This window comes from Rhizobium sp. NPDC092011, from assembly GCF_044756305.1.
Lineage (GTDB): Bacteria > Pseudomonadota > Alphaproteobacteria > Rhizobiales > Rhizobiaceae > Rhizobium.
In genome coordinates this window covers 163,372-189,999 of sequence record NZ_JBIVSO010000005.1, presented here as the reverse complement: position 1 = coordinate 189,999, position 26,628 = coordinate 163,372, and the positions used below count along the sequence as shown (strand labels likewise).

The 26,628-nt window shown below is 60.0% G+C and carries 27 protein-coding genes; 12 read left to right on the top strand and 15 right to left on the bottom strand.

What is annotated here, in order from left to right:
- Positions 1 to 9: 9 nt before the first annotated feature.
- From ACIQJ2_RS22065 to ACIQJ2_RS22035, 7 genes are all read right to left on the bottom strand, one after another.
- Positions 10 to 1,404, bottom strand: coding sequence for an NAD(P)(+) transhydrogenase (Re/Si-specific) subunit beta (locus tag ACIQJ2_RS22065; RefSeq protein WP_400672199.1), 1,395 nt, complete (start codon positions 1,402 to 1,404; stop codon positions 10 to 12).
- A 10-nt stretch (positions 1,405 to 1,414) separates the two neighbouring features.
- The gene (locus ACIQJ2_RS22060; RefSeq protein WP_400672035.1) at positions 1,415 to 1,813 is read right to left on the bottom strand and encodes a proton-translocating transhydrogenase family protein; all 399 of its coding nucleotides are present in this window, start codon (positions 1,811 to 1,813) and stop codon (positions 1,415 to 1,417) included.
- A gap of 1 nt (position 1,814) precedes the next feature.
- Entirely contained in the window at positions 1,815 to 2,978 is a 1,164-nt protein-coding gene (locus ACIQJ2_RS22055; RefSeq protein ID WP_400672037.1) for a Re/Si-specific NAD(P)(+) transhydrogenase subunit alpha, read from the bottom strand.
- A gap of 109 nt (positions 2,979 to 3,087) precedes the next feature.
- Positions 3,088 to 3,312: an aa3-type cytochrome c oxidase subunit IV gene (locus tag ACIQJ2_RS22050; RefSeq protein WP_400672039.1), complete on the bottom strand. Its 225-nt coding sequence runs from the start codon at positions 3,310 to 3,312 to the stop codon at positions 3,088 to 3,090.
- A gap of 180 nt (positions 3,313 to 3,492) precedes the next feature.
- The gene (locus ACIQJ2_RS22045) at positions 3,493 to 4,248 is read right to left on the bottom strand and encodes an N-acyl amino acid synthase FeeM domain-containing protein (RefSeq protein WP_400672041.1); all 756 of its coding nucleotides are present in this window, start codon (positions 4,246 to 4,248) and stop codon (positions 3,493 to 3,495) included.
- 351 nt (positions 4,249 to 4,599) lie between these two features.
- Complete coding sequence (locus ACIQJ2_RS22040) at positions 4,600 to 6,903, bottom strand: putative bifunctional diguanylate cyclase/phosphodiesterase (RefSeq protein WP_400672044.1); 2,304 nt, start codon at positions 6,901 to 6,903, stop codon at positions 4,600 to 4,602.
- A 231-nt stretch (positions 6,904 to 7,134) separates the two neighbouring features.
- On the bottom strand, positions 7,135 to 8,241 hold the full coding sequence (locus ACIQJ2_RS22035) for a TRAP transporter substrate-binding protein (protein ID WP_400672046.1): 1,107 nt from the start codon (positions 8,239 to 8,241) through the stop codon (positions 7,135 to 7,137).
- Between the two features lie 295 nt (positions 8,242 to 8,536).
- Here ACIQJ2_RS22035 and ACIQJ2_RS22030 point away from each other — a divergent pair, with 295 nt between their 5' ends.
- The gene (locus ACIQJ2_RS22030) at positions 8,537 to 9,307 is read left to right on the top strand and encodes a gamma-glutamyl-gamma-aminobutyrate hydrolase family protein (protein WP_400672048.1); all 771 of its coding nucleotides are present in this window, start codon (positions 8,537 to 8,539) and stop codon (positions 9,305 to 9,307) included.
- Positions 9,308 to 9,339: 32 nt separating this feature from the next.
- On the opposite strand, the gene ACIQJ2_RS22025 is transcribed toward ACIQJ2_RS22030, so the two are convergent.
- The 3 genes from ACIQJ2_RS22025 to ACIQJ2_RS22015 form a co-directional block, all read right to left on the bottom strand.
- Entirely contained in the window at positions 9,340 to 10,308 is a 969-nt protein-coding gene (locus tag ACIQJ2_RS22025; protein WP_400672051.1) for a 2-hydroxyacid dehydrogenase, read from the bottom strand.
- 29 nt (positions 10,309 to 10,337) lie between these two features.
- Positions 10,338 to 11,360, bottom strand: coding sequence for a LacI family DNA-binding transcriptional regulator (locus ACIQJ2_RS22020; RefSeq protein WP_199144044.1), 1,023 nt, complete (start codon positions 11,358 to 11,360; stop codon positions 10,338 to 10,340).
- Between the two features lie 115 nt (positions 11,361 to 11,475).
- Positions 11,476 to 11,988: a MarR family winged helix-turn-helix transcriptional regulator gene (locus ACIQJ2_RS22015; protein WP_199144042.1), complete on the bottom strand. Its 513-nt coding sequence runs from the start codon at positions 11,986 to 11,988 to the stop codon at positions 11,476 to 11,478.
- Positions 11,989 to 12,074: 86 nt separating this feature from the next.
- On the opposite strand from ACIQJ2_RS22015, the gene ACIQJ2_RS22010 reads away from it, so the two are divergent.
- The 4 genes from ACIQJ2_RS22010 (at position 12,075) to cysE (ending at position 15,938) form a co-directional block, all read left to right on the top strand.
- On the top strand, positions 12,075 to 12,866 hold the full coding sequence (locus tag ACIQJ2_RS22010; RefSeq protein WP_199144040.1) for a creatininase family protein: 792 nt from the start codon (positions 12,075 to 12,077) through the stop codon (positions 12,864 to 12,866).
- A gap of 138 nt (positions 12,867 to 13,004) precedes the next feature.
- Positions 13,005 to 14,117: a CobW family GTP-binding protein gene (locus ACIQJ2_RS22005; RefSeq protein WP_400672054.1), complete on the top strand. Its 1,113-nt coding sequence runs from the start codon at positions 13,005 to 13,007 to the stop codon at positions 14,115 to 14,117.
- A complete protein-coding gene (locus tag ACIQJ2_RS22000) occupies positions 14,117 to 15,106 on the top strand; it encodes a WD40 repeat domain-containing protein (protein WP_199144036.1) in 990 nt (329 codons plus the stop codon). The genes ACIQJ2_RS22005 and ACIQJ2_RS22000 overlap by 1 nt, the downstream gene beginning before the upstream one ends.
- Positions 15,107 to 15,122: 16 nt before the next feature.
- A complete protein-coding gene (cysE, locus tag ACIQJ2_RS21995) occupies positions 15,123 to 15,938 on the top strand; it encodes a serine O-acetyltransferase (protein WP_400672057.1) in 816 nt (271 codons plus the stop codon).
- Positions 15,939 to 16,118: 180 nt separating this feature from the next.
- Here cysE and ACIQJ2_RS21990 read toward each other — a convergent pair whose 3' ends face one another.
- Both ACIQJ2_RS21990 and odc2 read right to left on the bottom strand, forming a co-directional pair.
- Positions 16,119 to 16,709, bottom strand: a complete 591-nt coding sequence (locus tag ACIQJ2_RS21990; RefSeq protein WP_199144032.1) for a GNAT family N-acetyltransferase — start codon at positions 16,707 to 16,709, stop codon at positions 16,119 to 16,121.
- A 113-nt stretch (positions 16,710 to 16,822) separates the two neighbouring features.
- Positions 16,823 to 17,956, bottom strand: coding sequence for an ornithine/lysine decarboxylase (gene odc2, locus ACIQJ2_RS21985; RefSeq protein WP_400672060.1), 1,134 nt, complete (start codon positions 17,954 to 17,956; stop codon positions 16,823 to 16,825).
- Positions 17,957 to 18,484: 528 nt separating this feature from the next.
- On the opposite strand from odc2, the gene ACIQJ2_RS21980 reads away from it, so the two are divergent.
- The 5 genes from ACIQJ2_RS21980 to ACIQJ2_RS21960 all read left to right on the top strand — a co-directional run bounded on the left by ACIQJ2_RS21980 (position 18,485) and on the right by ACIQJ2_RS21960 (position 23,213).
- A complete protein-coding gene (locus tag ACIQJ2_RS21980; RefSeq protein WP_199144029.1) occupies positions 18,485 to 19,378 on the top strand; it encodes a LysR family transcriptional regulator in 894 nt (297 codons plus the stop codon).
- Positions 19,379 to 19,567: 189 nt separating this feature from the next.
- Entirely contained in the window at positions 19,568 to 19,915 is a 348-nt protein-coding gene (locus ACIQJ2_RS21975) for a YciI family protein (RefSeq protein ID WP_199144027.1), read from the top strand.
- Between the two features lie 4 nt (positions 19,916 to 19,919).
- The gene (locus ACIQJ2_RS21970; RefSeq protein WP_400672062.1) at positions 19,920 to 21,227 is read left to right on the top strand and encodes an RNA polymerase sigma factor; all 1,308 of its coding nucleotides are present in this window, start codon (positions 19,920 to 19,922) and stop codon (positions 21,225 to 21,227) included.
- Positions 21,228 to 21,444: 217 nt separating this feature from the next.
- The gene (locus ACIQJ2_RS21965; protein ID WP_199144083.1) at positions 21,445 to 22,104 is read left to right on the top strand and encodes a DUF1007 family protein; all 660 of its coding nucleotides are present in this window, start codon (positions 21,445 to 21,447) and stop codon (positions 22,102 to 22,104) included.
- Positions 22,098 to 23,213: a nickel/cobalt transporter gene (locus ACIQJ2_RS21960; protein WP_400672066.1), complete on the top strand. Its 1,116-nt coding sequence runs from the start codon at positions 22,098 to 22,100 to the stop codon at positions 23,211 to 23,213. The genes ACIQJ2_RS21965 and ACIQJ2_RS21960 overlap by 7 nt, the downstream gene beginning before the upstream one ends.
- A 6-nt stretch (positions 23,214 to 23,219) precedes the next feature.
- Here ACIQJ2_RS21960 and ACIQJ2_RS21955 read toward each other — a convergent pair whose 3' ends face one another.
- The 3 genes from ACIQJ2_RS21955 to ACIQJ2_RS21945 form a co-directional block, all read right to left on the bottom strand.
- Positions 23,220 to 23,435 (bottom strand): hypothetical protein, encoded by a 216-nt coding sequence (locus ACIQJ2_RS21955; protein ID WP_199095641.1) that lies wholly within the window; start codon positions 23,433 to 23,435, stop codon positions 23,220 to 23,222.
- A gap of 88 nt (positions 23,436 to 23,523) precedes the next feature.
- Positions 23,524 to 24,231, bottom strand: coding sequence for a tellurite resistance TerB family protein (locus ACIQJ2_RS21950; protein WP_400672070.1), 708 nt, complete (start codon positions 24,229 to 24,231; stop codon positions 23,524 to 23,526).
- Between the two features lie 134 nt (positions 24,232 to 24,365).
- A complete protein-coding gene (locus tag ACIQJ2_RS21945) occupies positions 24,366 to 25,004 on the bottom strand; it encodes a 2-dehydro-3-deoxy-phosphogluconate aldolase (protein ID WP_199095643.1) in 639 nt (212 codons plus the stop codon).
- 159 nt (positions 25,005 to 25,163) lie between these two features.
- Here ACIQJ2_RS21945 and ACIQJ2_RS21940 point away from each other — a divergent pair, with 159 nt between their 5' ends.
- Positions 25,164 to 25,649: a CYTH domain-containing protein gene (locus ACIQJ2_RS21940; protein ID WP_199144021.1), complete on the top strand. Its 486-nt coding sequence runs from the start codon at positions 25,164 to 25,166 to the stop codon at positions 25,647 to 25,649.
- Positions 25,627 to 26,538, top strand: a complete 912-nt coding sequence (locus tag ACIQJ2_RS21935) for a CHAD domain-containing protein (RefSeq protein WP_400672073.1) — start codon at positions 25,627 to 25,629, stop codon at positions 26,536 to 26,538. The genes ACIQJ2_RS21940 and ACIQJ2_RS21935 overlap by 23 nt, the downstream gene beginning before the upstream one ends.
- Positions 26,539 to 26,628 lie beyond the last annotated feature (90 nt).

Genomic DNA, 26,628 nt, shown 5'->3' with positions numbered 1-26,628 from the left:
TTTCGACGCTTAGTCGTTCATCGCCTTGACGATTTCCTCGGTCACCTTCTTGGCGTCGCCCAGGAGCATCATCGTGCCGTCCTTGTAGAACAGCGTATTGTCGATGCCGGCATAACCGGAGCCGAGCGAACGCTTCACGAAGAGGCAGGTCTTGGCCTTATCGACATCGAGGATCGGCATGCCGTAGATCGGCGAAGTCTTGTCGTCTCGCGCAGCCGGATTCGTCACGTCATTGGCGCCGATGACGTAGGCGACATCGGCCTGAGCGAATTCCGAATTGATGTCCTCGAGTTCGAAGACCTCGTCATAGGGCACGTTGGCTTCGGCGAGCAACACGTTCATATGCCCGGGCATGCGGCCGGCTACGGGATGGATAGCATATTTCACCTCGACGCCATGCGCCTTCAGCCTGTCGGCCATTTCGCGCAGCGCGTGCTGAGCCTGCGCCACCGCCATGCCGTAACCCGGCACGATGATGACCTTTGAGGCGTTGGCCATCAGATAGGCCGCGTCTTCGGCCGAGCCGAGTTTTACCATCTTGTCGGAATTGTCGGCCCCGCCCGATACCGTCTCGCCGCCAAACCCACCGAGAATAACCGAAACGAAGGAGCGGTTCATGCCCTTGCACATGATGTAGGACAGGATCGCACCCGAGGATCCGACAAGCGCGCCGGTAATGATGAGCGCGAGATTGCCGAGCGTAAAGCCGATGCCGGCGGCGGCCCAGCCGGAATAGGAATTCAGCATCGACACGACGACGGGCATGTCCGCGCCGCCGATCGGCACGATCAGCAGCACACCAAGCGCCAGCGACAGAAGGACGACGGCCCAGAAGGCGAAATGGCTCTCGCTGATCGCAAGGTTGGTGATGAAGAAAACAATCAGGATCAGCAGGGCGGCGTTGATGACGTGCCGGTTCGGCAGCATGATCGGCTTGCCGGACATGCGCCCGTCGAGCTTCAGGAAGGCGATGATCGAGCCGGTGAACGTCAACGCGCCGATGGCGACGCCGATTGCCATTTCGATGCGGGCTTCCGTGTGGATCTGGCCGATTTCACCGATGCCGAAGGAAGACGGCGTATAGAGCGCGGAAGCCGCAACAAGAACGGCTGCCAGACCGACAAGCGAATGGAAGCCGGCCACGAGCTGCGGCATCGACGTCATCGGAATGACGCGGGCGATATAGGCCCCTGCCCCGCCGCCGATGGCAAGACCGAGAATGATGAGCACGAAGCCACCAAACGACGGCGTTGCCAGCACCAGCGTGGTGACGATGGCAATGCCCATACCGATCATGCCGTAGAGATTGCCGCGCCGGCTGGTTGCTGGATGGGAGAGCCCGCGCAGCGCCAGAATGAACAGGACGCCGGAGACGAGATAGAGGAAAGCCGCGATATTGCTCAGCATGCCGCTCTCACTTGTCTTTCTTCTTGTACATCGCCAGCATGCGCTGGGTGACAAGGAAACCACCGACGATGTTGACCGAGACCAGGACTAGCGCCACGAAGCCGAAGCCGGTGGCGAGACCACTCGCGGAAATGCCCACAGCCAGCAGCGCACCAACGACGATGACCGAGGAGATGGCGTTCGTTACCGCCATCAGCGGCGTGTGCAGGGCCGGCGTTACCGACCAGACCACGTAGTAACCGACGAAAATCGCCAGCACGAAGATTGCCAGCTGGAAAACGAAGGGATCGATTGCTCCGCCCGTTGCAGCGCTTGCGGCCTGCGGCGCCTGCGCGGCGGCGTTCGTGACGGCGGTGACAGCATCATTCAATTGCTGAAGTGCCTGGTCCATTGCTTGGCTGGCCATCTCAGAGATCTCCCTTCTTGACCGTCGGCTGGTCGGGATCGACGAAATTCGGATGCACGACTTCGCCGCCATCGGTCAGCATCGTCGCCTTGATCAATTCGTCGGCACGGTTCAATCCGAGGCTCTTGCTGTCCTTGTCGACCATGGTTTCCAGGAAGGTGACCAGGTTCTTGGCATAGAGAGCCGAGGCACTTGCCGGGATCCTTCCGGCCATGTTCGGATATCCGATCACCTTGACGCCTTCGACATCAGCGACCTTGCCGTATTCGGCACCCTCGATATTGCCGCCACGCTCGACGGCAAGGTCGACGGCAACGGCGCCGGGACGCATCGCCTTCAGCATCTCGCGGCCGACGAGCCGCGGTGCGGGCCGACCGGGGATCAGCGCCGTGGTAATGACGATATCCTGTTTGGCGATATGTTCGGCGACGAGGGCGGCCTGCTTGGCCTGATACTCCTTAGACATTTCCTTGGCGTAGCCGCCAGCCGTCTCAGCCGCCTTGAATTCCTCGTCTTCCACGGCAATGAACTTCGCGCCGAGCGAGGCGACCTGTTCCTTGGCGGCGGGGCGAACATCGGTGCCCGAAACCAGGGCGCCCAGGCGCCTGGCCGTCGCAATGGCCTGCAAACCGGCAACGCCGGCACCCATGACGAAGACCTTTGCCGCCGGCACGGTGCCCGCCGCCGTCATCATCATCGGCAATGCCCGGTCATAGACCGCGGCAGCTTCGATCACTGCCTGATAGCCGGCGAGGTTGGCCTGCGACGACAGGACGTCCATCGACTGCGCGCGCGTTATGCGCGGCATCAGTTCCATGGCGAAACTCGTCAGCCCGGCACGCGCCATTTCGGCAAGAGCAGCCTCGTTGCCGTAGGGATCCATGATGGCGATGACGATCGCGCCGCTCTTATAGCCGGAAATCTCCCCGCTTGTCGGTCGCCTGACTTTGAGGACGACATCCGCCGCCTTCGCGTCCTCGGCGGTGCCGACACGGGCGCCGGCGGCTTCATAGTCGGCATCCGGAACGCGCGACGAAGCGCCGGCGCCGGCTTCGATGACGACATCGAAGCCGAGGTTCTTCATCTTCTTCACGCTCTCGGCGGAAGCGGCGACACGCGTCTCTTCCGCCACGCTTTCCTTGGCCACGAAAACCAGATTGCCCAACGACAACACCTCGCATCAAACGGCAGCGCATCGCATACGATGGCGCGTCAACCTGTAGAATTACGGGAAGGCCCGGGCCTGTGACCCGGCGTCGATCAGCGCGGAAGCGTCAACGCAGAAGGACGATGCTGGCGATGGAAAGAACGATGAAAATAAGTATACCGCCGAGGAAGCCGGCATGACCGAAGAAGCCCGCCGCCATGGCAATCAGCAATGCCGCGATGATCGCGGATCCGACCTTGGCGCCCGAAATGAAAAGATTGTAGGTCTTTTCGTGCTCCTTGTAGTCCATCGGAGCACCCAGTTCGGCGGATCCAGTATGATGTTCGGCCATTCAAAAAATCTCCCCTCGATGCACTCAACCCATGGGCTCGATAATGCGCCAAGGGTTGGAGTTCGTCCTCAAAAGCGGCGGCACCAAGCAAGACGATGCCGCAGCCAAATTTCCTCTACCGAGGGGTTACACAAAGCGAGAAGAAATGCAATGCACGAGAAGGTCGCAGCCGTACGCAGGCTAGCCGAATTGCCCGTGAATTTCACGCCTTCCGCCACTTGCCAGCCGCGCCGTCGGCAGGATGGTCAGAGGAGGTGAGCTATTATCCTTGCTGCGTGAGAACATCATGCGCCGTTCGTATGGCTCCGAATCGAAGAACGGATAGCGTTTCATCAACTTCCCGCGAATCTCCTTCGACCGCGATGCCAACAGCGTCAGCTCGAAGCCGTAGGTCTTGGTCATGCGCGGCGGAACAACCGTGTCGGCATAGAAGACACGCTTGTAGAAGGCCGCATGCGCCGGGCGAATATGCTGCATCACTCGATCGGTGTCGAAATAGATGGCACCGACGATCGCTGGCCGCAACGTGAGATAAGGCAACGCCGGCAATTCCAGTTCGAGGTCGGGATCGACGGCAAAGCGGGCGGGGTCGATCAGCGACATGCCGGCATCGAGGAAAGCGTGAATTTCGTCGGGGAAGATGCCGGTCGACTGGCATACCCGATGATCCGGCGTGACATGGTGTATTCGCACCGTGCTCACCAGCTCTTCGTAGTAATAGACCCCGAAAATATAGGCGTGGTCGTCGAAGTCGATGTCATCGATCAGGTTTTTAGCGGCCACCGGCAGGACGGAGCGCGCTTTGTAGGCCTTGTAGCGTAGCCGCGCGACATCCTCCATGTCTTCGCTGCTTTCGATCCGGCGGTATTCCACGTGATCGAGCACCTCCATCAGCTTGCCCGCGAAGCTGTTTTGCAAAGCACTCATGTTAGTCATGGTTAATGTTCCGTAATGGTTAACGGACCATCATTCGTATTAATGGAAAATTTGATCAATATTTGTTTTAAATTTTATTAACTATTCGTTCATTAAGGTTAATTTTCTTAACGAATACCGGTATAGGCTTAAGCCCAGCAAAGTGTTCAAATCTTCACCCTGGCGAGACCGGGGACAGGATGCGGGTGGCATCACATCCGTATCTGCTCCGGGTCAAACGGGCAGAGGTCTGTTGGATGATTCAAAGGAAATGAATGATCTGCGCGAGCGAACCTGGCAGCAAAACAAGGCCGCTATTCAACACGTCTATATGTCTTGAAGAGACGATCCAGGACGCTTCTGTCGGATGCGTCAGGCGACGTGATCGTGCCGCAACCCCGACTGTCGCCGGCTGAGGCTGTCCACCATGCCGGCAACCTGCTCCTGCGCCACGGGCATGGAGAACACATAGCCCTGGATGATATCGGCCAGATCCTTCTCGACGATCAGTGCCAGTTGCTCCAGCGTTTCAACGCCTTCGATCACGATATGGAGGCTAAGGGCGCGGGAGAGATCGACGATACCGCAGAGAAGTTTGAAACGACGGCTGTCCGTCGTGATGTCGCGGACGAAGGACCGATCAATCTTGACGACGTCCACCGGCAGTGAATCGAGATAGCTCAGGCTTGAGAAGCCCGTACCGAAATCGTCGATCGCAATCGTGATGCCCTTGGCGCGCAGATCCGCCAGAATCGAACGAACGGTCGCTATCTCGTCCATCAGGCAGCTTTCCGTCACTTCGAGATGCAGCCGCGACGGCTCGAGGCCCGATGTCTCGAGTGCTTGCACCACGACATCGACGATATCGTTGCTGCGCAGGTCGTGCGCCGAGAGGTTGACGGACACGGCAATCGGCGCCGGCCATGAGACACAGTCCCGGCAAGCCTGATTGATCATGAAGCGGGTGATGCCGCCGACGATGCCCATCTCTTCCGCGATCTGCACGAAGATATTGGGCGGGATCGAGCCCTTTTCCGGGTGGACCCAGCGCGCCAGCGCCTCGCAGCAATCGATGCGGGAGCCGTCCGGCGTGAACATCGGCTGGTACATGGCCAGAAGCTTGCCGGTCTCCACGGCCTCGCGCAGATCGTCCTTCAGCTTCTGTCGCTCGACATAGCGCGCGTCCATCTCCTGTTCGAAGGCGCTGCAACCGCCCTTCATGCGCAGCTTGGCATCGAACAGCGCCAGGTCGGCCTTGATCTGCCACTCTTCCGGACGGAACTCGCGGCTCGACATGGTGACGTATCCGCCGCTGAACGAGATCCGGAGGCTATTGTCATCGACATCGTAGGTGCCTGTCATCGCGGCGTGCAGCGCGCGCACCCGAGAATCCAAGTCGGGCGCATTGTCCTCGTTCGGGAAGAACAGCACGAATTGATCGCCCACCAGCCGCGCGGGAAGCACGGTGGTGCCGGCAAGCTCCTTCAGGCGCTCCGCGATGGCAACCAGCAATCTATCGCCGGTCACATGGCCCTTGGTGTCGTTGACATGCTTAAAGTCGTCGACGTCGAGGACGAGGATGCCGACCTGGCTCTCGACGGTTCGCGCCGCGAGCTTTTCCTTGACCAGTTCGACGAAATATTCACGGTTCGGCAACCCCGTCAGAGGGTCGTAGCGCACCATGTGCAGGATCTTGCGCTCCGCGCGGATGCGCACGGTCACATCCTCGAAAATCAGGATGACGACGCCGTCGGCGCGGCGACTTGCCGAAAACTCGAGGAACTGATCCTCGTTGAACTGGATGAGGGTGCGCGAAAGCGTGCCGCTGACAAGCTGCGCCATCTGCCGCTGAATAAGCCCCGGCAGCGAACCGTCGATGAAGGCATGACGGGCGCCGTAACGCAGCACGACGTCGAATTCGCAATCCTTGAGTTGCTCTTGATGCGAGAAATTCAGGAGCTCGCATGCCTTGCGATTGACCACGAGGATGCGATTGTGGGCATCGAGCATGAACAGGCCATGCGTCATATTGTTGAGCGCGGTATCGAACCGGTCGGCGATCTGCGAGATTTCGCGCGATGCAATGACGTTCTTGTAGAGAAATTCGCGCACGCCGTTCGCCATCGCCCGCGTCGTCAATCCGAACGGGACGAGCATGATGGACACCACAGCCTTGTAGAGCTGCTCCGACATCAGACAAGCAATGATAATGGGTAGACAGCAGGCCAGGGTCTGGAGATCGATCGCCTTCTGGGAGCCGTAGTTGCGGCCGACGATCGAGACCATCGACGCCATCGTCACCGCGATGCAGATGAATTCCGCGAGCGGATCCTGCACCATGAGGATGGCATAGCCGCTGCCGATACCGAGAATGGAAGCGGTTCCCGCCGCTCCGATGACATAGCGGGTTTCCCAATGCGCTATATCGGCGCGCTTGAAACCGTGCTTGTCGGCGGCGTCGAAGAGCCAGAACGAATACATCCGCAGTGCGAAAACAGCCGCAAAAGCCAGGCAGAGAACGAGATAGATGCTCGCGCGCGTGCTCATGAAGACGATGACATACGTCAGGATATGAACGACCACGCCCGTAAACAATGTTTTACGGTTTCCGAAAAGCGAACTGACGAACGACAGATAAACATCCGTCGGTACGGTGTCCGGGCTTGGAGGCTTCATTCAGAGTTCCCCTGATGCGGCGGACACCCTAGGTGAAACACTTTAAAATTTGATTGCCCAAATAGCACGCATCTGGACAGATTTTCCAATTATGCCGGTAACTTAGGTTGAGTTGACGTTACGACACGCATCGTATTCGTGCAACTGAACCAAGTGAGTTCCGCCTGCAGCTTAATATTTAAGTGACTAATAAATAAAACAAAACATCATTAAACACTTATGCAACGTCGATTATAGCTTGCCTGCCCGCTGCTGGATCATCATGAACGTATCGAACGTGTATTCCGAGAGCTGCATCCACAAATACGCGTCCTTCTTGTAAGCAACCTGGTCTTCATAGATACGCTTGAAGGAATCGTTGGATTTGGAAAGCTCGGCATAAAGTGTGCCCGCGGCCTGGAAGCAGGCCTCCATGATTTCCTGGCTAAAGGGCCGCAACGTCACGCCCTGCTTGACGATTTCCTTCAAGGCCTGCGGGTTCTTCACGTCGTATTTCGCCAGCATATTGGTGTTGGCAAAAGCGCAGGCGTCGGTAAGAACGGCCTGATAGTTCTTCGGCAACGCGCTCCATTTTTCCAGGTTGAAGAAGGCATGCACTACGGCGCCGCCTTCCCACCATCCTGGGTAATAATAGTATTTCGCGATCTTCTGCAGCCCGAGCTTCAGGTCGTCATAGGGGCCAACCCATTCGACCGCATCGATGGTGCCCTTGTCCAACGCGCCGTAGACATCGTTCACGGCAATATCCTGCTGCGGGGCAACGCCGATCTTCTCCATCACCTTTCCGGCAAGACCGGCCAGGCGCATCTTCAAGCCCTTGAGATCGTCGAGCGTGTTGATTTCCTTGCGGAACCAACCGCCCATCTGCGCGCCGGTATTGCCGGCAGGAAGGCCCAACATGCCCTGCGTCGCATAAAACTCGTTCATCAGCTTGTTGCCGTTGCCCTGGTAGAACCAGGCATTGGTCAGCCGGGCATTGAGACCGAACGGTAGCGCCGTGCCGATGGCATAGGTCGGATCCTTGTTCGCGAAATAATAGGAACACGTATGCGCAGCATCGACGGTTCCGGCGCTCACCGCATCGACCGCCTGCGCGCTGGGCACGATTTCGCCGGCCTCGTAGACCTGGATAATGAAATTGCCATTGGTCGCATCGGACACATGGGAGGCGATATCCTCGGCTCCGCCATAGATCGTATCCAGGCTCTTTGGGAACGACGAGGTCATTTTCCAGGTGACCTTCGGCGATTCCTGAGCCAGGGCCGGACTGGCAAGTGCCGAGGCGGCAGCACCTGCGCCAACGGCTCCTGCCCGCCTTATGAAGGAACGGCGATCCATCGAATTCTCCCATACGGACGGCTTTGCTGGAGAGCGGCGCGCTCCCCGACCCGGCGCAAGCGATGGAACTAACCACGCCGCACACAGTCTTTCAAGTTTGCTCTCGCATCGCATTATGGCGATTCCTGTACATCCTTGTGACGAATGAAGGCAAAGCCTCGTGGAAACCACTTCACGTTGCCGCCGAAGCCATATTCACGTAGATTGGAGCCGATGAGAATTCGCCCTCGGATTGACATCTTCGTCGGTCAGGGGTCTGAGAAAATAGCCCCTGTCGCATCTTCCGGAGCCTAGAATGTCCAGACCGATCATCGCCATTCCCGCCGATATCCGCGAGTTCGACGGAACGAACTGGCATGCGGTACAGCTACAATATGTCCACGCCGCCGTGAAGGCAGGGGGATTGATGGCCCTGATCGTGCCTGCGCTTGAGAGCGACAACGATGCGGACGCCATTCTGGATCGCGTCGACGGCTTGCTCGTCTCCGGCTCGGCTACCAATGTGCATCCGTCGCTCTATGGGAAAGAAGCAAAAGATAGCGATGGCCCCTTCGATCCGGCGCGCGACGCGACATCGCTGCCGCTTATCCGCCGCGCCATCGAGCGCGCGATTCCCATGCTCGCCATCTGCCGCGGCATTCAGGAGCTGAACGTCGCCCTTGGCGGCACGCTTGCCAGCGAAATCCAGGATCAGCCGGGAATATGGGATCATCGCAAGCCGCAGAATGTCGATCGCGACACGATGTATTCGATCCGCCAGAGCGTCTTCGTCAAGGAAGGTTCCTGCATCGCCCGCGTTGTCGGTCCGGGCGAAGTAAAGGTAAACTCGCTACATCGCCAGGCGATTGCCGAAACGGCGCCGAGACTGCAGGTCGAAGCTCTGGCCGAGGATGGCACCATCGAAGCCGTCTCCGTTATCGGCGCCCGGGCCTTTGCCGTCGGCGTGCAATGGCACCCGGAATACTGGGCCGAAACGGATTCGCCGTCGCGCAAACTGTTCGTCGCCTTCGGGGACGCGGTTCGCGACTATGCAGCGAGCAAGGAGCGGCTCGCCGCCGCCCAATAAAGCATTTTTGTTCCTTTGCGGGCGCCGCGTGGTCAGCCCCGCGGCTTGACCGGCGTTTCCGGCACCGGCGTTATCGGCTGGCCCTTGGCGAACCAGTCGACGATGTTGTCGGCGACGAGATCAGCCATGGCGTCGCGTGTCGGTACCGAGGCGGAGGCCACATGCGGCAGCAACGAGACATTCGACAGCGAGAGATAACCGGCAGGGACATTGGGTTCGTCATAGAAGACATCGAGGCCGGCAGCCCCCAGCGTACCATTGCCGAGAGCGGCGATCAGCGCGTCATCATCGACTGACCAGCCACGGCCGACATTGATGAATACGCCCTGCGGCCCGAGCGCCGACAGGATTTCCGCATTGATGACCTTATGGGTCTCCGCTGTTTTCGGCACGATGGAAATCAGCGTGTCCACCGACTGCGCCATTTCCTTCAGCGTCGGATAGTAGTCATAGGGCAGCGAGTCGCGCGGCGAGCGGGTGTGATAGCCGATCTTCACCTTGAACGGTTCGAGCCGCCTCGCAATTTCGAGCCCGATGCGGCCGAGCCCGTAAATGCCGACGCGGCGGCCCTTCATCGAGAAGGGAGAGAGCGGAAAGGCACCATCCTTTACCCAGCGCCCCTCGCGCAGCCAGCTTTCCGCCTTCGGAAACTGCCGCAACGTGTTCAGCAGGAGAGCAATCGCCGTATCCGCAACCTCGTCGTTCAGCACGTCGGGCGTGTTGGTAACGACAATCCCCTTCGAAGCGGCGTGCTTCACATCGATGCCGTCATAGCCGACGCCGAAATTGGCGATGACTTCAAGATTCGGAAAGGCATCGATCCAGGCGGCGCTGAAGCCACCTCCGACTGCAACGCCGCGCACCCGCGCCGCGGTTTTGGCATCGACATTCGGCCCCCCGTCGCGTTCGACGGAAACAACGTCGAACTGCTTTCCGAGCCTTTCGAGAACACGCGGGTGTATCTTCCCCGGAACGAGGATGGCGACGCGGCTATCGGACATGGAACTTTCCTCTTTGGATACGGGCGCGACTAAAGGCGAGCCTTGTAGGGCGCCGTTGACTGGCGGATGCGCATTTCCGGCTTGATGAGATGGATACCATCCGGCTCATGGCTTCCTGCCAACCTATCCAAAAGCGCTCGCGCGGCAAGTCTTCCGACCTCGGCCTGACCGTTCCAGACCGTGGTCAGTGCCGGCGTTGCGATCGCGGCTTCTTCCAGGTCGTCATAGCCGGTCACTGAAATGTCCCGTCCCGGTACCAGGCCCGCGCGGGAAATGCCGTTCATTAGCCCGATGGCGACCAGATCGTTCCAGCAGACCGCCGCCGTCGGCTTTTGCGGCAATGACAGGAAGTGCACCGCCGCCTCGAAGCCGCCTTGCTTGGAGCGCGCTCCGGGAATGCGCAGATTGGAATCGACTTCGATTCCAGCCTTGCGCAGCGCATTGACATAGCCCTGATAGCGGTCGCGCCCCGTCGAGGTCTGGTCCGTGCCACCGATCATTGCGATGGAACGATGGCCGAGGCTGATCAGGTGATTGGTGGCAAGCGAGATGCCGTAGCTGTCGTCGCCGCGATAGGTCGGCAGATCGAGCGCCTCGATCTGGCGCGCCACGAGGATGGCCGGCATGCCGTTTTCTTCCGCCAGCTCGAAATCTTCCGGCGGTGTGCCGATTGCCGGAGACATGATGACTCCGTCGCCGCCGAGCTGCAGCAGAGTCTCGATGAACGTTCGCTGCTTCTCGACCGAATCATAATGATTGGAGAGGATGAAGGTGTGGCGGCTGCGGTCGAGTTCGCTTTCGATCGCCTTCAGGATTTCTCCGTAGAACGGGTTCATGATGTCGTGAACGACGACGCCGATGATGCCCGATCGCGACGTTCTGAGGCTCGCTGCGCGACGATTGTAGATGTAACCCAGCGCTCGCGCCTGGTCCTTGATCTTCTCTCGCGTGTTGACCGCGACCAATGGACTGTCACGCAGAGCCAGAGATACGGTTGCAGTTGAAATGCCGAGCGTTTCCGCGATCGTCGAAAGCTTTATCTTTTGCGCCACGCGCTCCCTCCCCGTGAGCAGCCGTAACCTATTCCGTTCGTTTTACGATTCCGGAATTTAAAATATTTAATTAAAAGCTTTAATCGCGTCGCGCAACTCGAATTCGTGAGGATTTTCAGATTTCCTCATCGTCCTCGTCGTCATCGCCCGCCTGGAGGTTGTTCTCGATCGCCTTGAGCAAACGAACGAGCGAGCGGATGTCCTTTTCCGAGAAGCCGCGCGTCGCGAGTTCATCACAGCTGGCGGCAGAGCTTTCAATCTCGCTGACGCTGTTGCGGCCCGCCTCGGTGAGATAGACCTTGGTCAAGCGGGCATCTTCGGCATCCGGCCGCCGTTCGACAAAGCCTTGCGCCTCCATGCGCCCGATCGTGCGCGTCATCGTCGGCGCCTTGACGCCGAGTTTCTGCGCCAACGATCCGGCCGGAAGACCGTCGCTGGCCGAAAGCGCAAGAATGACGCCGTCCTGCCCGGCATAGAGACCGCTTGCCGTCAGGTTGCGGGTCATCACCGTTCGCATCGAACGCGCCGCCTGTGTTAATGCCGGCGACAGATCAGCAAGCGTGTAGTCCCGGTGATCCTTCTTCTTACCTGACTTACTTTTCTTCCCGACCTTGTTCTTCTTACCCATCGTGATTCCGTTGACCTTTTCGCCGATGCGCCATCACGCTATGACATTGCGCAGGTTATTGACATAAACAAGAGGCACACCCTCAGATGGCGCATCCTTTGCCATGTTTCGACGACAATGATGCTACACTCCCCCCTGAAGAACGGGCAAAATGGATCGTAGTGCTGCCACTTGGCGCCTATGAGCAACACGGACCTCATCTGCCCTTCGATACGGACAGGCTGATCGCCGAGGGCATCGTCTCACGCCTCAAGGTTGCTTTGCCTGCCGATCTGCCGGTCACTTTTCTGCCTGCCGAGCCCATCGGCTATTCCATCGAGCACATGGATGTCGCCGGCTCCAGGTCGCTGTCCTTCGACGAGGCCGTCAACCGTTGGCTCGGAACTGCCGAGAGCATGAGCAACCTTGGTATCCGCAAGTTCGTCATGCTGAATGCCCATGGCGGCAACTCCCCGCTGATAACAATCGTCGCGACGGAAGCGCGCGTGCGCTTCAACATGCTGGCGGTCGCAACCAGCTGGACCCGCTTCGGCGTGCCCGACGGCCTGATCTCGCCCGATGACAAGGCCATCGACATTCACGGCGGAGATATCGAGACCTCCGTCATGCTCGCCCTCCACCCGGAGAAGGTCGAGATGACGAAAGCCGCAAACTTTCCATCCCGCCAATCCGATTTCATCCGCGACCTCAATCACCTTCGCGCCTACGGCCCCCATGCCTTCGGCTGGAAGATGTCCGACCTCAGCGAACACGGCGTCACCGGCAATGCCGGTGTGGCGACAGCGGAAAAGGGCGAAAGACTGATCGCACATGCCGTCAAGGGCCTTGTCGAGCTGCTCGAAGACGTCGACGGTTTCGACATGTCGATCCTCACATGATCTCTTTGCCAGTCTGCCGCCGCAACCCAATGTGATCTTATAACATATAAAAGCCTTTGAACTGAGGTCGCCAACTCCTTATATGGAACCCGACCAAAGTCTGCTCCCCGGGGCAACCTTCCATATTTCGAGGCTCCCATGACCGAAACAGCCACGCAAAAGCCCATTCCCGTTACCGTTCTCACCGGCTATCTCGGCGCCGGCAAGACGACGCTGCTCAATCGCATCCTCTCCGAAAATCACGGCAAGAAATACGCCGTCATCGTCAACGAGTTCGGCGAGATCGGCATCGACAACGACCTCATCGTCGAGTCGGACGAAGAAATCTACGAAATGAACAATGGCTGCGTCTGCTGCACCGTTCGCGGCGACCTCATCCGCGTCGTCGAAGGCCTGATGCGCCGCCCTGGCCGCTTTGACGGCATCATCGTCGAAACCACAGGCCTTGCCGATCCGGTTCCCGTCGCCCAGACCTTCTTCATGGACGACGATGTCCGCGCCAAGACCGAGCTCGATGCCGTCGTCGCACTCGTCGACGCCAAGCACCTGCCGCTGCGCCTGAAGGACAGCCGCGAGGCCGAAGACCAGATCGCCTTTGCCGATGTCGTCGTCATCAACAAGTCGGACCTGGTATCGCCGGAAGAGCTGGCCCAGATCGAGGATGTCGTCCGCGCGATCAACCCGGCCGCCCGCGTCTACAAGACGACCCGCTCCGGCGTCGATCTCGCCCGCGTGCTGAACCAGGGCGCCTTCAATCTGGAACGTGCGCTCGAGAACGACCCGCACTTCCTCGAGCATGGCCACGACGATCACGTCTGCGGCCCGGATTGCGATCATGACCATCACGATCACGATCATGACCACCACCACCACCATGACCACGATCATCACCATCATGATCATGACCATGGTCACGACCATCATCACCACGCTCCATCGCCGATCCATGACGTGACCGTACAGTCGGTTTCGCTGCGCGGCGGCGAGATGAATGCCGAACGCTTCTTCCCCTGGATCCAGAAGGTCACGCAGACGCAAGGCCCCAACATCCTGCGCCTCAAGGGTATTATCGCCTTTAAGGACGATCCGGAGCGCTATGTCGTTCAGGGCGTTCACATGATCATCGAGGGCGACCACCAGCGTCCGTGGAAGGATGGCGAGAAGCATGAAAGCCGCCTCGTCTTCATCGGTCGCGAACTCGACCGCGAAAAGTTGGAAGCAAGCTTCAAAGCCTGCGAGGCGTCTGCCTGATGCCGACTGTTGCTCCGCTTGATATCGACGGCCACGTTCTGGCCGTCGAATTTTTAGGTGACACCCCCCTCTTCGCCAGCGCCGCCGGCGCTATCCATCGACTGGAAGGTGGGGACAAGGTCACCGAAGCCCACCAGGGCATGCTCACCTGCATTCGCGACCCCTATAGCGAGAGCCTGATTTCCGGCGGCGAAGACGGCAAGGTCCTGCGCATCGCAGCCGATGGCTCCGTAACGGTGCTGGCCGAAGCGCCACGCAAATGGATCAGCCAGGTCGCTGCCGGGCCGCAGGGCTCGGTCGCCTATTCCTACGGCAAGAGCACCGTCGTGCGCCTGTCTGACGGTGCGACGAAGGAATTCGCCGAGGAGCGCACGGTGGAAGGCATTGCCTTTGCACCTAAGGGCCTGCGCATCGCCGCTGCCCGCTATAACGGCGTATCGCTGCACTGGGTCGGCATGAGCGCACCGCCGGTCAATCTGGAATGGAAGGGCGCCCACACCGCCGTCACCTTCTCGCCGGACGGCCAGTTCATCGTAACCACCATGCAGGAAAACGCCCTGCACGGCTGGAAGCTGGACGCCAAGCCGGGTGCAGAAGCCCGTCACATGCGCATGACCGGCTATCCCGCCAAGGTGAAGTCCTTGTCATGGTCGGCAAAGGGCAAGTGGCTTGCATCGTCAGGCGCACCGGCCGCCATCGTCTGGCCGTTCCAGGGCAAGGACGGCCCGATGGGCAAGGCACCGCTCGAACTCGGCAGCCGCGCCAACATCATGGCGACCTGCGTGAAGTTCCATCCGGCCGAAGACATCCTCGCCATCGGCTTCATCGACGGCATGATCCTGGCGGTCCGCGTCGGTGACGCCAAGGAGGCGCTCTTGCGCCGGCCCGGCAAGGGTGCGATCACGGCGATGAGCTGGAGCAAATCCGGCAAACTGCTCGCTTTCGCCTCCGAAGCCGGAGACTGCGGCGTTGTCGACGTTTCGGCCTAAACAGAAAGACAGGATCATGCCCAAGTCAGGAACGGCGCTAGCCGGAAATACCCCTGCCCCAGCCGAGGACGTCTGGGATGTGATCCGTTGCGAGGCCGCCGAGCTTGCGGCCCGCGAGCCGACGCTCGCCCCGCTGCTGCAGGCGCAATTGCTTGCCAGCAGCTCCAATGCCGAAAACCTTGCCAACGTGCTGGCGGCACGGCTCTGCGTCGTCAGGATCGAGCACGGTGACATGCTTTCGCTGCTGTCCGACGTGCTGACGCGGCATCCTGCAATCCTGCAGGCGACCGAGGCCGACCTCGTTGCCGTGCGCACGCGCGACCCGGCCTGCACGACCTATCTGCATGCACTTTTGAACCTGAAGGGTTTTCATGCCCTGCAGTCGCATCGTATCGCCCATGCGCTATGGATGGAGGGCCGCAGGGAAATTGCCATTTGGCTTTCCAATCTCGTCTCGCTCGTCTTCGGGCCGGATATCCATCCGGCTGCAAAGATCGGCACGTCCATCATGCTCGATCACGGCTCCGGCATCGTGATTGGCGAAACCGCCGTCATCGAGGATGAGGTCTCTATCCTGCAGAATGTCACCTTGGGCGGCACCGGCAAGGAAAGCGGCGACCGGCATCCGAAGATCCGCCACGGCGTGATGATCGGCGCCGGTGCGAAAATTCTCGGCAATATCGAGGTCGGCGCCTTCAGCAAGGTCGCAGCCGGCAGCGTCGTGGTGAAGCCGGTTCCGGCGCATTGCACCGTCGCCGGCGTACCGGCTTTGGTTGTGCGCATCCATCGCGCCGACGAGATCCCGGCCGAAACGATGGATCAGAATATTTAGAGCATTTTCAGGAAAAAATGCGCAGCGGTTTTCCGGCCGCAACGCGCAAAAGAACAGGAAGATGGAGCGCTTTCGCTGTTCAACGAAAAGCGCCCCATCTTCCCGTCACCTAGCGACGTCAAAGCGAAGTTCCGCAAAATGGCAGTGCCCTCACCCGTTCGCAGCGAAGGCAAACAACTTTCAGGCAGCCTTGGAGATCGGCGGCTGAGCCAGCTTGCGGCCGCTGGCGACGATCAGACCGGCTGCACTGTCGAGCCAGCCTTCCTTGAGCTCCAGAGCCAGAAAGCGCTCGCGCTGGAACGGGCCTGGCATCACCAGATGGCGGGTCTTTGCGGCAAAAAAGCCGAAGCGCTCGTAGTAAGGCGCATCGCCGACGAGAAGGATCGCGCCATGCTCGCGCTTCTTGGCTTCCATGACGGCGGCGCGCATCAGCGCCGAGCCGACGCCCTTGCCTTCATAGGCGGGATCGACGGCCAGCGGGCCGAGCAGCAGCGCATCGACCGGACGAGTCTCACGATCGACGCCGGCTTCGACGTTCCAGAGGCGGACAGTGCCGATAACGTGGCCGGTGCGATCACGCGCAACCAGCGCCAGGCCTTCGGCCGGTACGCGGCCCTGACGCAGCTTTTCCGACGACTTCTTGCGGCGGTCTGGCCCCATGGCGCGGTCGAGCAGGCTTTCGCGCGCGACGACATCGCCCGCGTTTTCGAGGTCGAGTGTGAATGTTGTGGGCGCAAAGAATGCGCGGACAGAATCAAGAACAGCGGCCATCTTGGCCTCCCGTACCCAATACCGTTATCAGCGGCGGTGACAATCTATTGTGAGGGTGCCGCCCCGACTGGCTACGGGGGCGGCTTTATCGCACTTCGGATCCTTATGGGACCTTAGATGATGTAGGCCTTCAGCGGGTCGAAACCGTTAAAGGCAACGGCCGAGTAGGTCGTGGTATAGGCGCCGGTGCCCTCGATCATGACCTCATCACCGATGGTGAGCGTCACCGGCAGCGGATAGAGGTTCTTTTCGTAAAGCACGTCAGCCGAATCGCAGGTCGGGCCGGCGATGACGCAAGGTTCCATCTCGTCGCCGTCGCGCTCCGTGCGGATCGGGTAGCGGATCGCCTCGTCCATGGTTTCGGCGAGACCGCCGAACTTGCCGATGTCGAGGAAAACCCAGCGTGCGGCATCATTGTCCGACTTCTTCGAAATCAGGACGACTTCAGCCTTGATCACGCCGGCATTGCCGACCATGCCGCGGCCCGGCTCGATGATCGTGTGCGGGATCTGGTTGCCGAAATGGGCGCGCAGAGACGCAAAGATCGCCTTGCCATAGGCTTCGGCCGACGGAACGTCGCGCAGGTACTTGGTCGGGAAACCGCCGCCCATGTTGACCATCTGCAGGTGAATGCCCTGCTTGGCGAGCGAAACGAAGACGCGCTTGGCATCGGCAAGAGCATCGTCCCATGCATCGACCTTGGTCATCTGCGAGCCGACGTGGAAAGACACGCCGTAGGATTCCAGACCCAGCTGGTGAGCGTAGACGAGAACGTCGACGGCCATCTGCGGGACGCAGCCGAATTTGCGCGACAGCGGCCATTCGGCGCCTTCGCCATCCGTCAGAACGCGGCAGAATACGCGAGCGCCCGGAGCGGCACGGGAAATCTTCTCGACTTCCTCATGGCTGTCGACGGCGAAGAGGTTGATACCGAGTGCGTGTGCACGGGCGATATCGCGCTCCTTCTTGATGGTGTTGCCGAAAGAAATGCGGGCAGCGGTCGCACCGGCATCGAGCGCCATTTCGATTTCAGCGACGGACGCGCAATCGAAGCTGGAGCCGAGGCTTGCTAGCAGGCGCAGCACTTCCGGAGCCGGGTTGGCCTTGACAGCATAATAGATGGCGCTGTCCGGCATGGCATGACGGAAGGCACGGAAGTTATCGCGGACGACGTCGAGATCGACCACCAGGCAAGGACCGTCCGGACGTCGGGTAGCGAGAAAGTCGCGAATACGCTGGGTGGTCATGTCAATTCCCTTTCAATTCCAAAAGCTCCGGGGAAAACCCAGAGGACAAAGGGCGACGCTCATTCGCTTAGGAACCAGCCGGTGGAGACCCCGGTACCGTGCAAATGCGCGAAGCGCGGATGTTGAACGAGTGCCGCAAGCGGCGCTAATTCGCTTTGTCTGCCATGGATTGGAGGGAATATCCCAACCGCACTTCCGGCAATGAAGGTGTGCCTCTTCAGTAACCCCGGCTGATGGAAAGCCGGGAGAGAACAAAAAGGCCCGCACCGTCGTTGCTTCAGATGTCCTCGCATTTTTCGGTTGGCCGAAATAGCGACTGGAGGGGTTAGTTCCAGGTACCTTACCGATTTTCTCACCACATCGAGGATCGGCGGACACCCACGGGCACGTGCGACTTTGGGCTGATCCGGAAATAGGAACATTCGCGATCATAATCAAGAAATTTTTTCACCTGCTCCCTAAAAAAATAATTGAACAAATCAGCGCGTTTTGTTCAACATCCGGAAACAGTTAACGGGGAGCTTCGCCATGGATACCTTGACCCGGATTCGCGCCTTCATAGACGTGGTGGAAGCAGAGGGGTTTTCGGCGGCGGCTCGCAAGACCGGACGCTCCAAGGCGTTGCTCTCGAAATATGTCCGTGAACTCGAGGATGAACTCGGCGCGCTGCTGCTCAACCGCACCACCCGCCAGTTTTCCATGACCGAGGCAGGCCATACCTACTATCGCACCGCTTCCGACATCCTGAAGGAGATCGACAATCTTGCCGACCTCGTGCGCGAGAATAACCAGCAGCTTAAAGGGCGGTTGCGCGTTTCGGTGCCGCGCACATTCGTCGATGCCGAAGTCGGACAGTCGCTGATCGATTTTGCCAAGGAAAATCCGGATCTGGCATTGGAGATCGCGGCAGATGACCGCTTTGTCGATCTGATCGAGGAAGGCTTCGATGTGGCCGTGCGCATCACCAAGCTCGAAGATTCCGGCATGATCGCCCGCAAGATTTCAGACTTCCGCGTCCATCTCTGCGCGACGCAGGAGTTCCTCGATCGCTATCCGTCCCTGGAGCATCCGACCGATCTGACACGCGTGCCGTTCATCATCGATACCAACACGCGCTCGCAGGGCAGCATCCGTTTCGTCGATGCCGACAGCACCATCTTCAACGTTGCCATCAACGGCTCGCTCGAGGTCAACAGCCCGCATGCAACGCTGCGCGCAGCGCTTTCGGGCCTTGGCATTGCCGTCGTCCCGGATTTCATCGGACGCAAGGCGATCGAAAGCGGCCAGTTGCTGACGCTGTTCAACGACTATCTCCCGACCGACCGCGGCATTTATGCCGTCTATCCGCATCGGCGCTACCTCCCGGCAAAGGTGCGCATCTTTGTGGACTACCTGCACAACTGGTTCCGCAAGAACGGCTGAGCACTCCGGCTGTCAAAGCCAGCGAGGCTTCCGGCCGATTGCCCATGTCCCGCATGGTCAATGGACGTAATGCGTTCAACTCTGTCTCGCTTGAAATTTCTCTCCGCGCCCTGTCAAAATCGCGCCGGCTCAAACGTCACTGCTGCAGCGGGCACTAAGGCTCCGCGTAACTCGAGAAAGGAACGAGTCATGCAGTATATGCTATTGGTGTATTGGAACGAGGCCGAACATAAGAATGCTAAGAAGGAGCAGAAGGCCGAGATGTTTGCGGCTTACGCCGCCTACACGGAAGTGCTGAAAAAGGCCGGAGCATTCCTGGCGGGCAGCGGATTGCAGGACTCCTCGACGGCAACCGTGGTGCGTGCGCCGAATGGCAAGCCCTCGGTTCTCAACGGCCCCTATATCGAGAGCAAGGAACAGCTGGGCGGCTATTATCTGATCGAGGCCGCCGATCTCGACAGCGCCGTCGTCTGGGCAGCCCGTTGTCCGGGCGCTCAGCACGACACCGTGGAGCTTCGCCCTCTCATGGTCTATTGACGCCATGTCGCGAGAAGACGACCAGCCGGCCATTACGGCTGCCGAGGCGGTTGCGCGCCGAAGCTATGGCAAGCTGGTCGCCATTCTCGCGGCGCGAACGCGCGATGTGGCCGGCGCCGAAGACGCCTTGTCGGAGGCTTTTGCCTCCGCCCTGGCCGATTGGCCAGTCAATGGCGCGCCGCATAACCCGGAGGCTTGGCTACTTGCCGTTGCCCGGCGCAAGATGATCGACGCCATCAGACGCGGACGGGTCGGCGCCGCTGCCTCCGAACATCTTCGGCTGATGGCGGAGGAGCTGGAGGCGACCGCGAGTCAAACGCCGGAGATTCCCGACGAGCGCCTTGCTTTGATGTTCGCTTGCGCGCATCCGGCAATAGAGCCTGGTATCAGAGCGCCGCTGATCCTGCAGACGATCCTCGGGTTTGACGCACAGACAATCGGCTCTGCCTTCCTGATCTCACCGGCGGCAATGGGCCAGCGCCTGGCGCGGGCCAAAAGCAGGATTCGACGCGCCAAGATTCCCTTGCGCGTGCCCGACAAGGCGGACATGCGCGGGCGCCTTGGCGCAGTTCTGGAGGCGGTCTATGCGGCCTACACGGAAGGCTGGAGTGACCCGGCCGGCGTCGATGCCAGCCTGCGTAACCTGGCTGAGGAGGCGATTTGGCTCGGCCGGCTGATCGTCGCGCTCTTGCCGGAGGAGGCTGAAGCGCTGGGCCTGCTTGCGCTGATGCTCTATTCACATGCGCGGCTTGAGGCTCGGCGCAGTTCGGCCGGCGAATTCGTACCGCTGGCCAATCAGGATCCTGCTCTTTGGGACGAAGGGTTGATCGACGAAGCTGAGAGGTTGCTTATTCACGCCAGTGCATTGAACGCCTTCGACCGCTATCAATTGGAAGCGGCAATCCAATCGGCCCATGTCGCGCGACGCCGAACAGGCAAGACTGATTGGGTGGCGATCGAACGCCTCTATGACGGTCTCTGCGCAATTACCGGCTCGCCGGTGGCGGCCATCAATCGCGCGATCGCCGTGGCGCAGACGCATGGCGCCGCCGCGGGACTGGCGGCGCTGCCGGCGCTGGACCCCGGCAGCCGGCTTATCGAGTACCAGCCCTATTGGGCGGCGCGAGCCGAACTTCATACGAGAGCAGGGGAAATGATGGCTGCGCGCGAGGCCTATGACCAAGCGATCGCGCTGGAAATAGATCCTGCCGTCCGCCGCTTTCTACAAAAGCGGCGGGCCGAAAACCCGGCGTCCGCCAAACCCGAGAGACGTCAGACAAAGACAGATCCTGATGAAACAAGCTTGATTTGAGTTCCCCCAATTCTTACGCGCTCGTCGGGTTAGCTCATCAACCTGTCTGCTCTTCGCAACATGAACCTCTTCTTGTCGGCAGGTATCGCGAGATCAAATACTTGAATGAATCGCCTTGAATTGGTTTTGATACCGGTTCCGCCGACCGGTCCCAATTCCGTCTCATTTCCTAACCAGAAGTCGAAAGGAATCAATGCTCGCGAAACACATCGGACGCATGAGAAAACCCACGATTGTCCACGTCGTCGCCCTCGCCGGCGGACTGCTGTTTGCGCCGGCAATCGTGTCGGCGCATCCGCATATCTTCGTGGAAGCGCGGCTTGAAGTGCTGGCAGGTCCGGACGGCAATGTGCAGGAACTGCGCAACGTCTGGCGCTTCGATGAAGTATTCTCGTCCTCCGTGCTGATGGACTTCGACAAGAACACCAACCTGAAGCTTGATCCGGACGAGCTGAAGGAAGTTGGCAAGACCGTTCGGGAATCCCTCGCCGACTACGATTACTATGCGAACCTCACGCTCAACGGCAAATCGATCAAGGTGGAGAAACCGGACATCATCAATGTCGACTTTCGCGACGGCCAGCTTCTGATGTTCTTCGCCGTCAAGCCGGCGGAGCCGATGCCGTTGGCAAAGGGCAACAAGCTCAGCTTCGGTATCTACGACCCAACGCTCTATACGTCGATCGATTTTCCGAGCGACAAGGAATTGGTGACCGAGGGCGCGGCCTTCAAAAGCTGCACCCAGAAAGTCGTGCGCCCGAACCCGGATGAAGTTATCGCCGAAAACCGCTCGACCTTGACGGATGCCTTCTTCAACGATCCGACGGGGACGACGATGTCGAAACTCTTCGCAACGCGGATAGACGTCGAATGCTGATATCGAAAAGAGAGAAACTGGTCGCGGCTGCAGCGCTCGCCTTTCTGGCGGTTGCCGGTCTCGCGCATGCGGCAGGCTCCCCCCTTGGCATCGGCACGGCCGAACCGAGCTTCCAGCCGATAGGCGGTCCGCTTGCTCCGATCTTTCTCTATGTGAATTACGAGCAGCAGGCCTTCTATCGCGCCCTTACGAAATCGATCGAGGCCATGCGCCAGGACCCCTGGCAGCTCTGGACCCTGATCGGCCTTTCCTTTGCGTATGGCATTTTCCATGCCGCCGGCCCCGGCCACGGCAAGGCAGTCATTTCCTCGTACATGGTTGCCAATGAGATCGAGCTGAAGCGCGGCATCGGCATTTCCTTCGTCTCTGCGCTCATCCAGGGCCTCGTCGCCGTTCTCGTCGTGGGCGCCGCTTATTTCGTTCTGCGCGGTTCCGGCATCACCATGACCATGGCCACCAACGCCATGGAGCTTGCCAGCTTCGTCATGGTCATTCTGTTCGGCTGCTGGCTTCTGTTCCGCAAAGTGCGGGCGATGCTTCAGAGCCGGGCGCAACGCCGGGAGATTGAGCTTGCGACATCAGTCGGGCCAATCAGCATGTCGCTCTTCGAAGGGGCCGCAACCGGCACGGATTCGGCAAGAGGCTTTCCGCGCAGTCGTACGACCGCCTTGCCTGCTGCCGAAGGCTATCAATGCTACGATCCGGCCCATGCGACAGGCGACGGCGCCTATTGCGAGGCCTGCGGCCACGCCCATCTGCCGGATCCGAAGATGCTATCGAACGAAAAGTTCAGCGTTCGCGAAGCCTGGTCTGCGATTATAGCCGTCGGCCTGCGGCCCTGCTCGGGCGCACTGCTGGTCATGACCTTCTCGATGCTGAACGGGCTTTATCTCGGCGGATTGCTGTCGGTGCTCGCCATGTCGATCGGCACGGCGCTGACCGTTTCGCTGCTCGCCATGATCGCGGTTTTCGCGAAAGGCACAGCCATGCGCTTCACCGGCAAGGGCTCAAGGCTTTCGGCATGGGTCGGCAACAGTATCGAGATACTCGGCGCGCTGCTGGTCGTCTTCACCGGCGTCATTCTGCTCGGCGCTTCACTGCAGAATTGAGAGCGACTACCGATCCCTGCGGCGCTGATAACGTGCCCTCAGCCAGAACACGAAGAAGAAGGCCAGAATGACCAGCACACCGAAGCCGGTGCCGAGCCAGGGCGAGATGGTTCCAAGCCGGACGATGACATTCGGCATCAGATAGAGCACGGCCGTTGCGACCAGCAAAATAACCCCTGCCGCTATCGCTGCCGAGCGCGTATCGCTTTTCTTGTCCGTCAAATCGCCGATTCCTAGCATGCCGTGAAATGTCCCGGCGAAGGCTTAGGCCAGCCGCCGACGAAAGGCAACCGGCCGCAACCACCCAGGCTCAGACTTTGGCGCCTGCAACCGTCGCCTCGATGTGATCGACCAGCGCGTCGGGCAGACCGAGACGGCCGGCCAACAGATCAAGATAGCCGCGCTCGGCCCGTGAATCGGGCTCGATCGTCAGCCGCGAAGCGGTATAGACCTGCACTCGCTGCTCCTCCGTCTTCGCCGAGGCAACGATGGCGTCGAGATCGACGGGACTGGCGAGCTCGCGCTGAAAGAAGGACTCCGCCTCGGAACCCACGCCCGATTCCTGCACCTTGCCGAGAATGCGCTGGCGTTCGGTATCGTCGATATGGCCGTCGGCGCGGGCCGCCGCGATCATTGCGCGAACCAATGAGAGCGTGAAGTCGTTGCTGGCGATGGCCGGTGCCGTGCTGAAGCCGGAATCCGAAGGCGGCGGCAGGAATTGCGGCTCGGCCTGCGGAGTGGATTGAGGCGCCGGCTGCGGCTGATTGCCATCCCGGTAATTCTTGTAGGCCTGATAGCCAAGCCCGGCGATGGCGGCAAGACCGCCGAGCGCCAGCGCATTGCCGGCAACCTGGCGTCCGGTCTTCGTTCCGAGCAGCACGCCGGCGATCGCGCTGGTCGCCATGGGATTATCCCTTGCGAGATTGATGGCGGCGGTCGCCTTGTCCTTCACGCTTCCCTGCATTCCAGGGACTTGTGATCCCAAAAACTGGTCCAGCAGCTTGCGGGCATCGATCATGTGGTGCTCCTTCCGTCCTGTTGATGGTGACAGGGAGATAGGAAGCGCAACCGCAAATACCAATCCGCGAGATAGAAAAAGGCGCGCCTGGTCCCAGACACGCCTTCGAAGTCCAATGAACGGGATGTGCGGGTTTAGCCCTTGAGGGCGGCAGCCTCAGCCGCGAGCTTGGTGATCCCGGCCCAGTCGCCGGCCGCAACCAGCTCCTTCGGTGCGACCCAGGAACCGCCGATGCAGACGACGTTCGGCAGCGACAGGTAGTCGTGGGCGTTCTTCAGCGAAATGCCGCCCGTCGGGCAGAAGATCGTGCCGGCAAGCGGCGAAGACAGCGCCTTGAGATAGGCAGCGCCGCCGGCCTGCTCGGCCGGAAAGAATTTCAGTACTGTGTAGCCCTCTTCCCGCAGAGCCATGACTTCGCTAGCCGTAGCGGCACCCGGCAGGAGCGGAACATGCGATGAGCGGGCAGCGTCAAGAAGCTCCTGCGTCGTGCCGGGGCTGACGATGAACTTGGAACCGGCTTCGACGGCCGCGTCCCACTGGGCAACATTCAGGATCGTGCCGGCGCCGACTTCAGCGCCTTCGACTTCCTCGGCCACGGCGCGAATGGCATCGAGCGCGCCGGCGGTGCGCAGCGTGATCTCGATCGCCTTCAACCCGCCGGCAACGAGGGCCCGCGCAAGGGGAACGGCCGATTTCGCATCCTCGACGATCAGCACGGGAACGACCGGCTGCAGTTTCAGAATGGAAAGAAGCTTCGCAGTTTTCTCGCCCATGGTCGGTGCGCTCCTTTAAAACGATTGAAATCCGGCTTTCGAATAACCTCCCCAAAGGGGCTTGTCGAGACAAAAGCTTGCTCTCGCTACGATGGGTAGGAATCCGTCCTGACTTGCTATAGTCTAGACTGATCTGTGCCGGTGGAGCATGTCAAACGCATGGCAAAAGAGATCGAGCGAAAGTTTCTGGTGCGCGGCGATCATTGGCGGAATTTCGTGTCGGAGAGACTTGTTCTGCGACAGGGATATATCGCCTCCATGGAAGATCGTTCAGTGCGGATCAGGCTGACGAACGAATCTGTCGCAACCTTGACGATCAAGATCGGCAAGAAGATGACGCGTGACGAATTCGAGTACGAGATCCCCATTCCCGAGGCGGAAGAACTGCTGGGGACGGCTCTCGGCCTCGTCATCGAAAAGACCCGTCACAAAGTACCCTTCAAGGGCTTCATCTGGGAAGTCGATGTCTTCCGCGGCGCCCATCGCGGCCTCGTGATCGCCGAAGTCGAAATGGAAGACGAAAACGACAATCCGGAACTGCCGGACTGGATAGGCCGGGAAGTGACCGGCGACTACCGCTACTCCAATCAAGCGCTCGCGACCCAGTTCGAACGGGAGTACGATGAGCTATCGCATACGGCCTGATCGGGGCCTCGATGGCGAGGTGCACAGGGTCGCCGCGCATCAGCTCGGCAAAGCCATAGCCGTTCTTCAGGATCGTCCGCAAGGCTTGCATGAAGCGGTGCATGCCGCGCGCAAGAGCGTCAAGCGCGTACGCGCACTCTATCGATTGATCGCCCCCGTAGCCCGGGAATTCCAGCAGCAGGAAAATGGCCGGCTTCGAGACATGGCGCGCACTCTCTCCAGCGTGCGCGACGCAACAGCGTTGATCGAAGTCACTCGCTATCTTCAGGGTACGGCAACTCTGGATGAAGAACGGCAAGCCTTGTCTCGGGTCGCGGATGTGCTGACCACTCGCCGCGACCGGTTGTCCCAGGCGGAGAACGACCTTGAAGACAAGGCGCAGGCGGCAATCTCCACCTGTAACGAAGCCATCAAAGCCGTGGAAGATATTTCCCTCGAATGCGGCAGGCGCGATACGGCCCGCCTGCTTGAGAAAAGCTGGCGCAGGAACGGCCGCAAGGCGATGGACGCCTTTCACCAATGCCGCGACGACGATGCCCATGTGGAAAGCTTCCATGACCTGCGCAAACGCAGCCAGGATTGCTGGATGAACCACATGCTGCTGCGCGACATCTGGCCGGCGGCCATGCACGCCAAGCAGCTTGAAGCCAAAGCTCTCGTCGATGTGCTCGGACGTTATCTCGATCTGTCGATCCTCTCCGATGTCGCCAACCGCGAACCGCAGCTCTTCGACGGCTGCGACGATCGCGCCCGCCTGCTGGAAGCAATCGTTTCCCGCCAGCAGATCGCCCGCGAGGAAGCGCTAAGCAGAGCCCATTGGGTCTTTGCCGACAAGCCCGAGCGCGAGGCGCAAACCATCAAGCGCCTATGGCTGGAAGCGGCGGATTGAAGCAGCCGCTTCGGCGGCGACGGCAGCCGGATCGGCCTTTTATCTTGCATCTACGGTCGGCGGGGTCGCTCGAATGAAAGCATCGGCCCG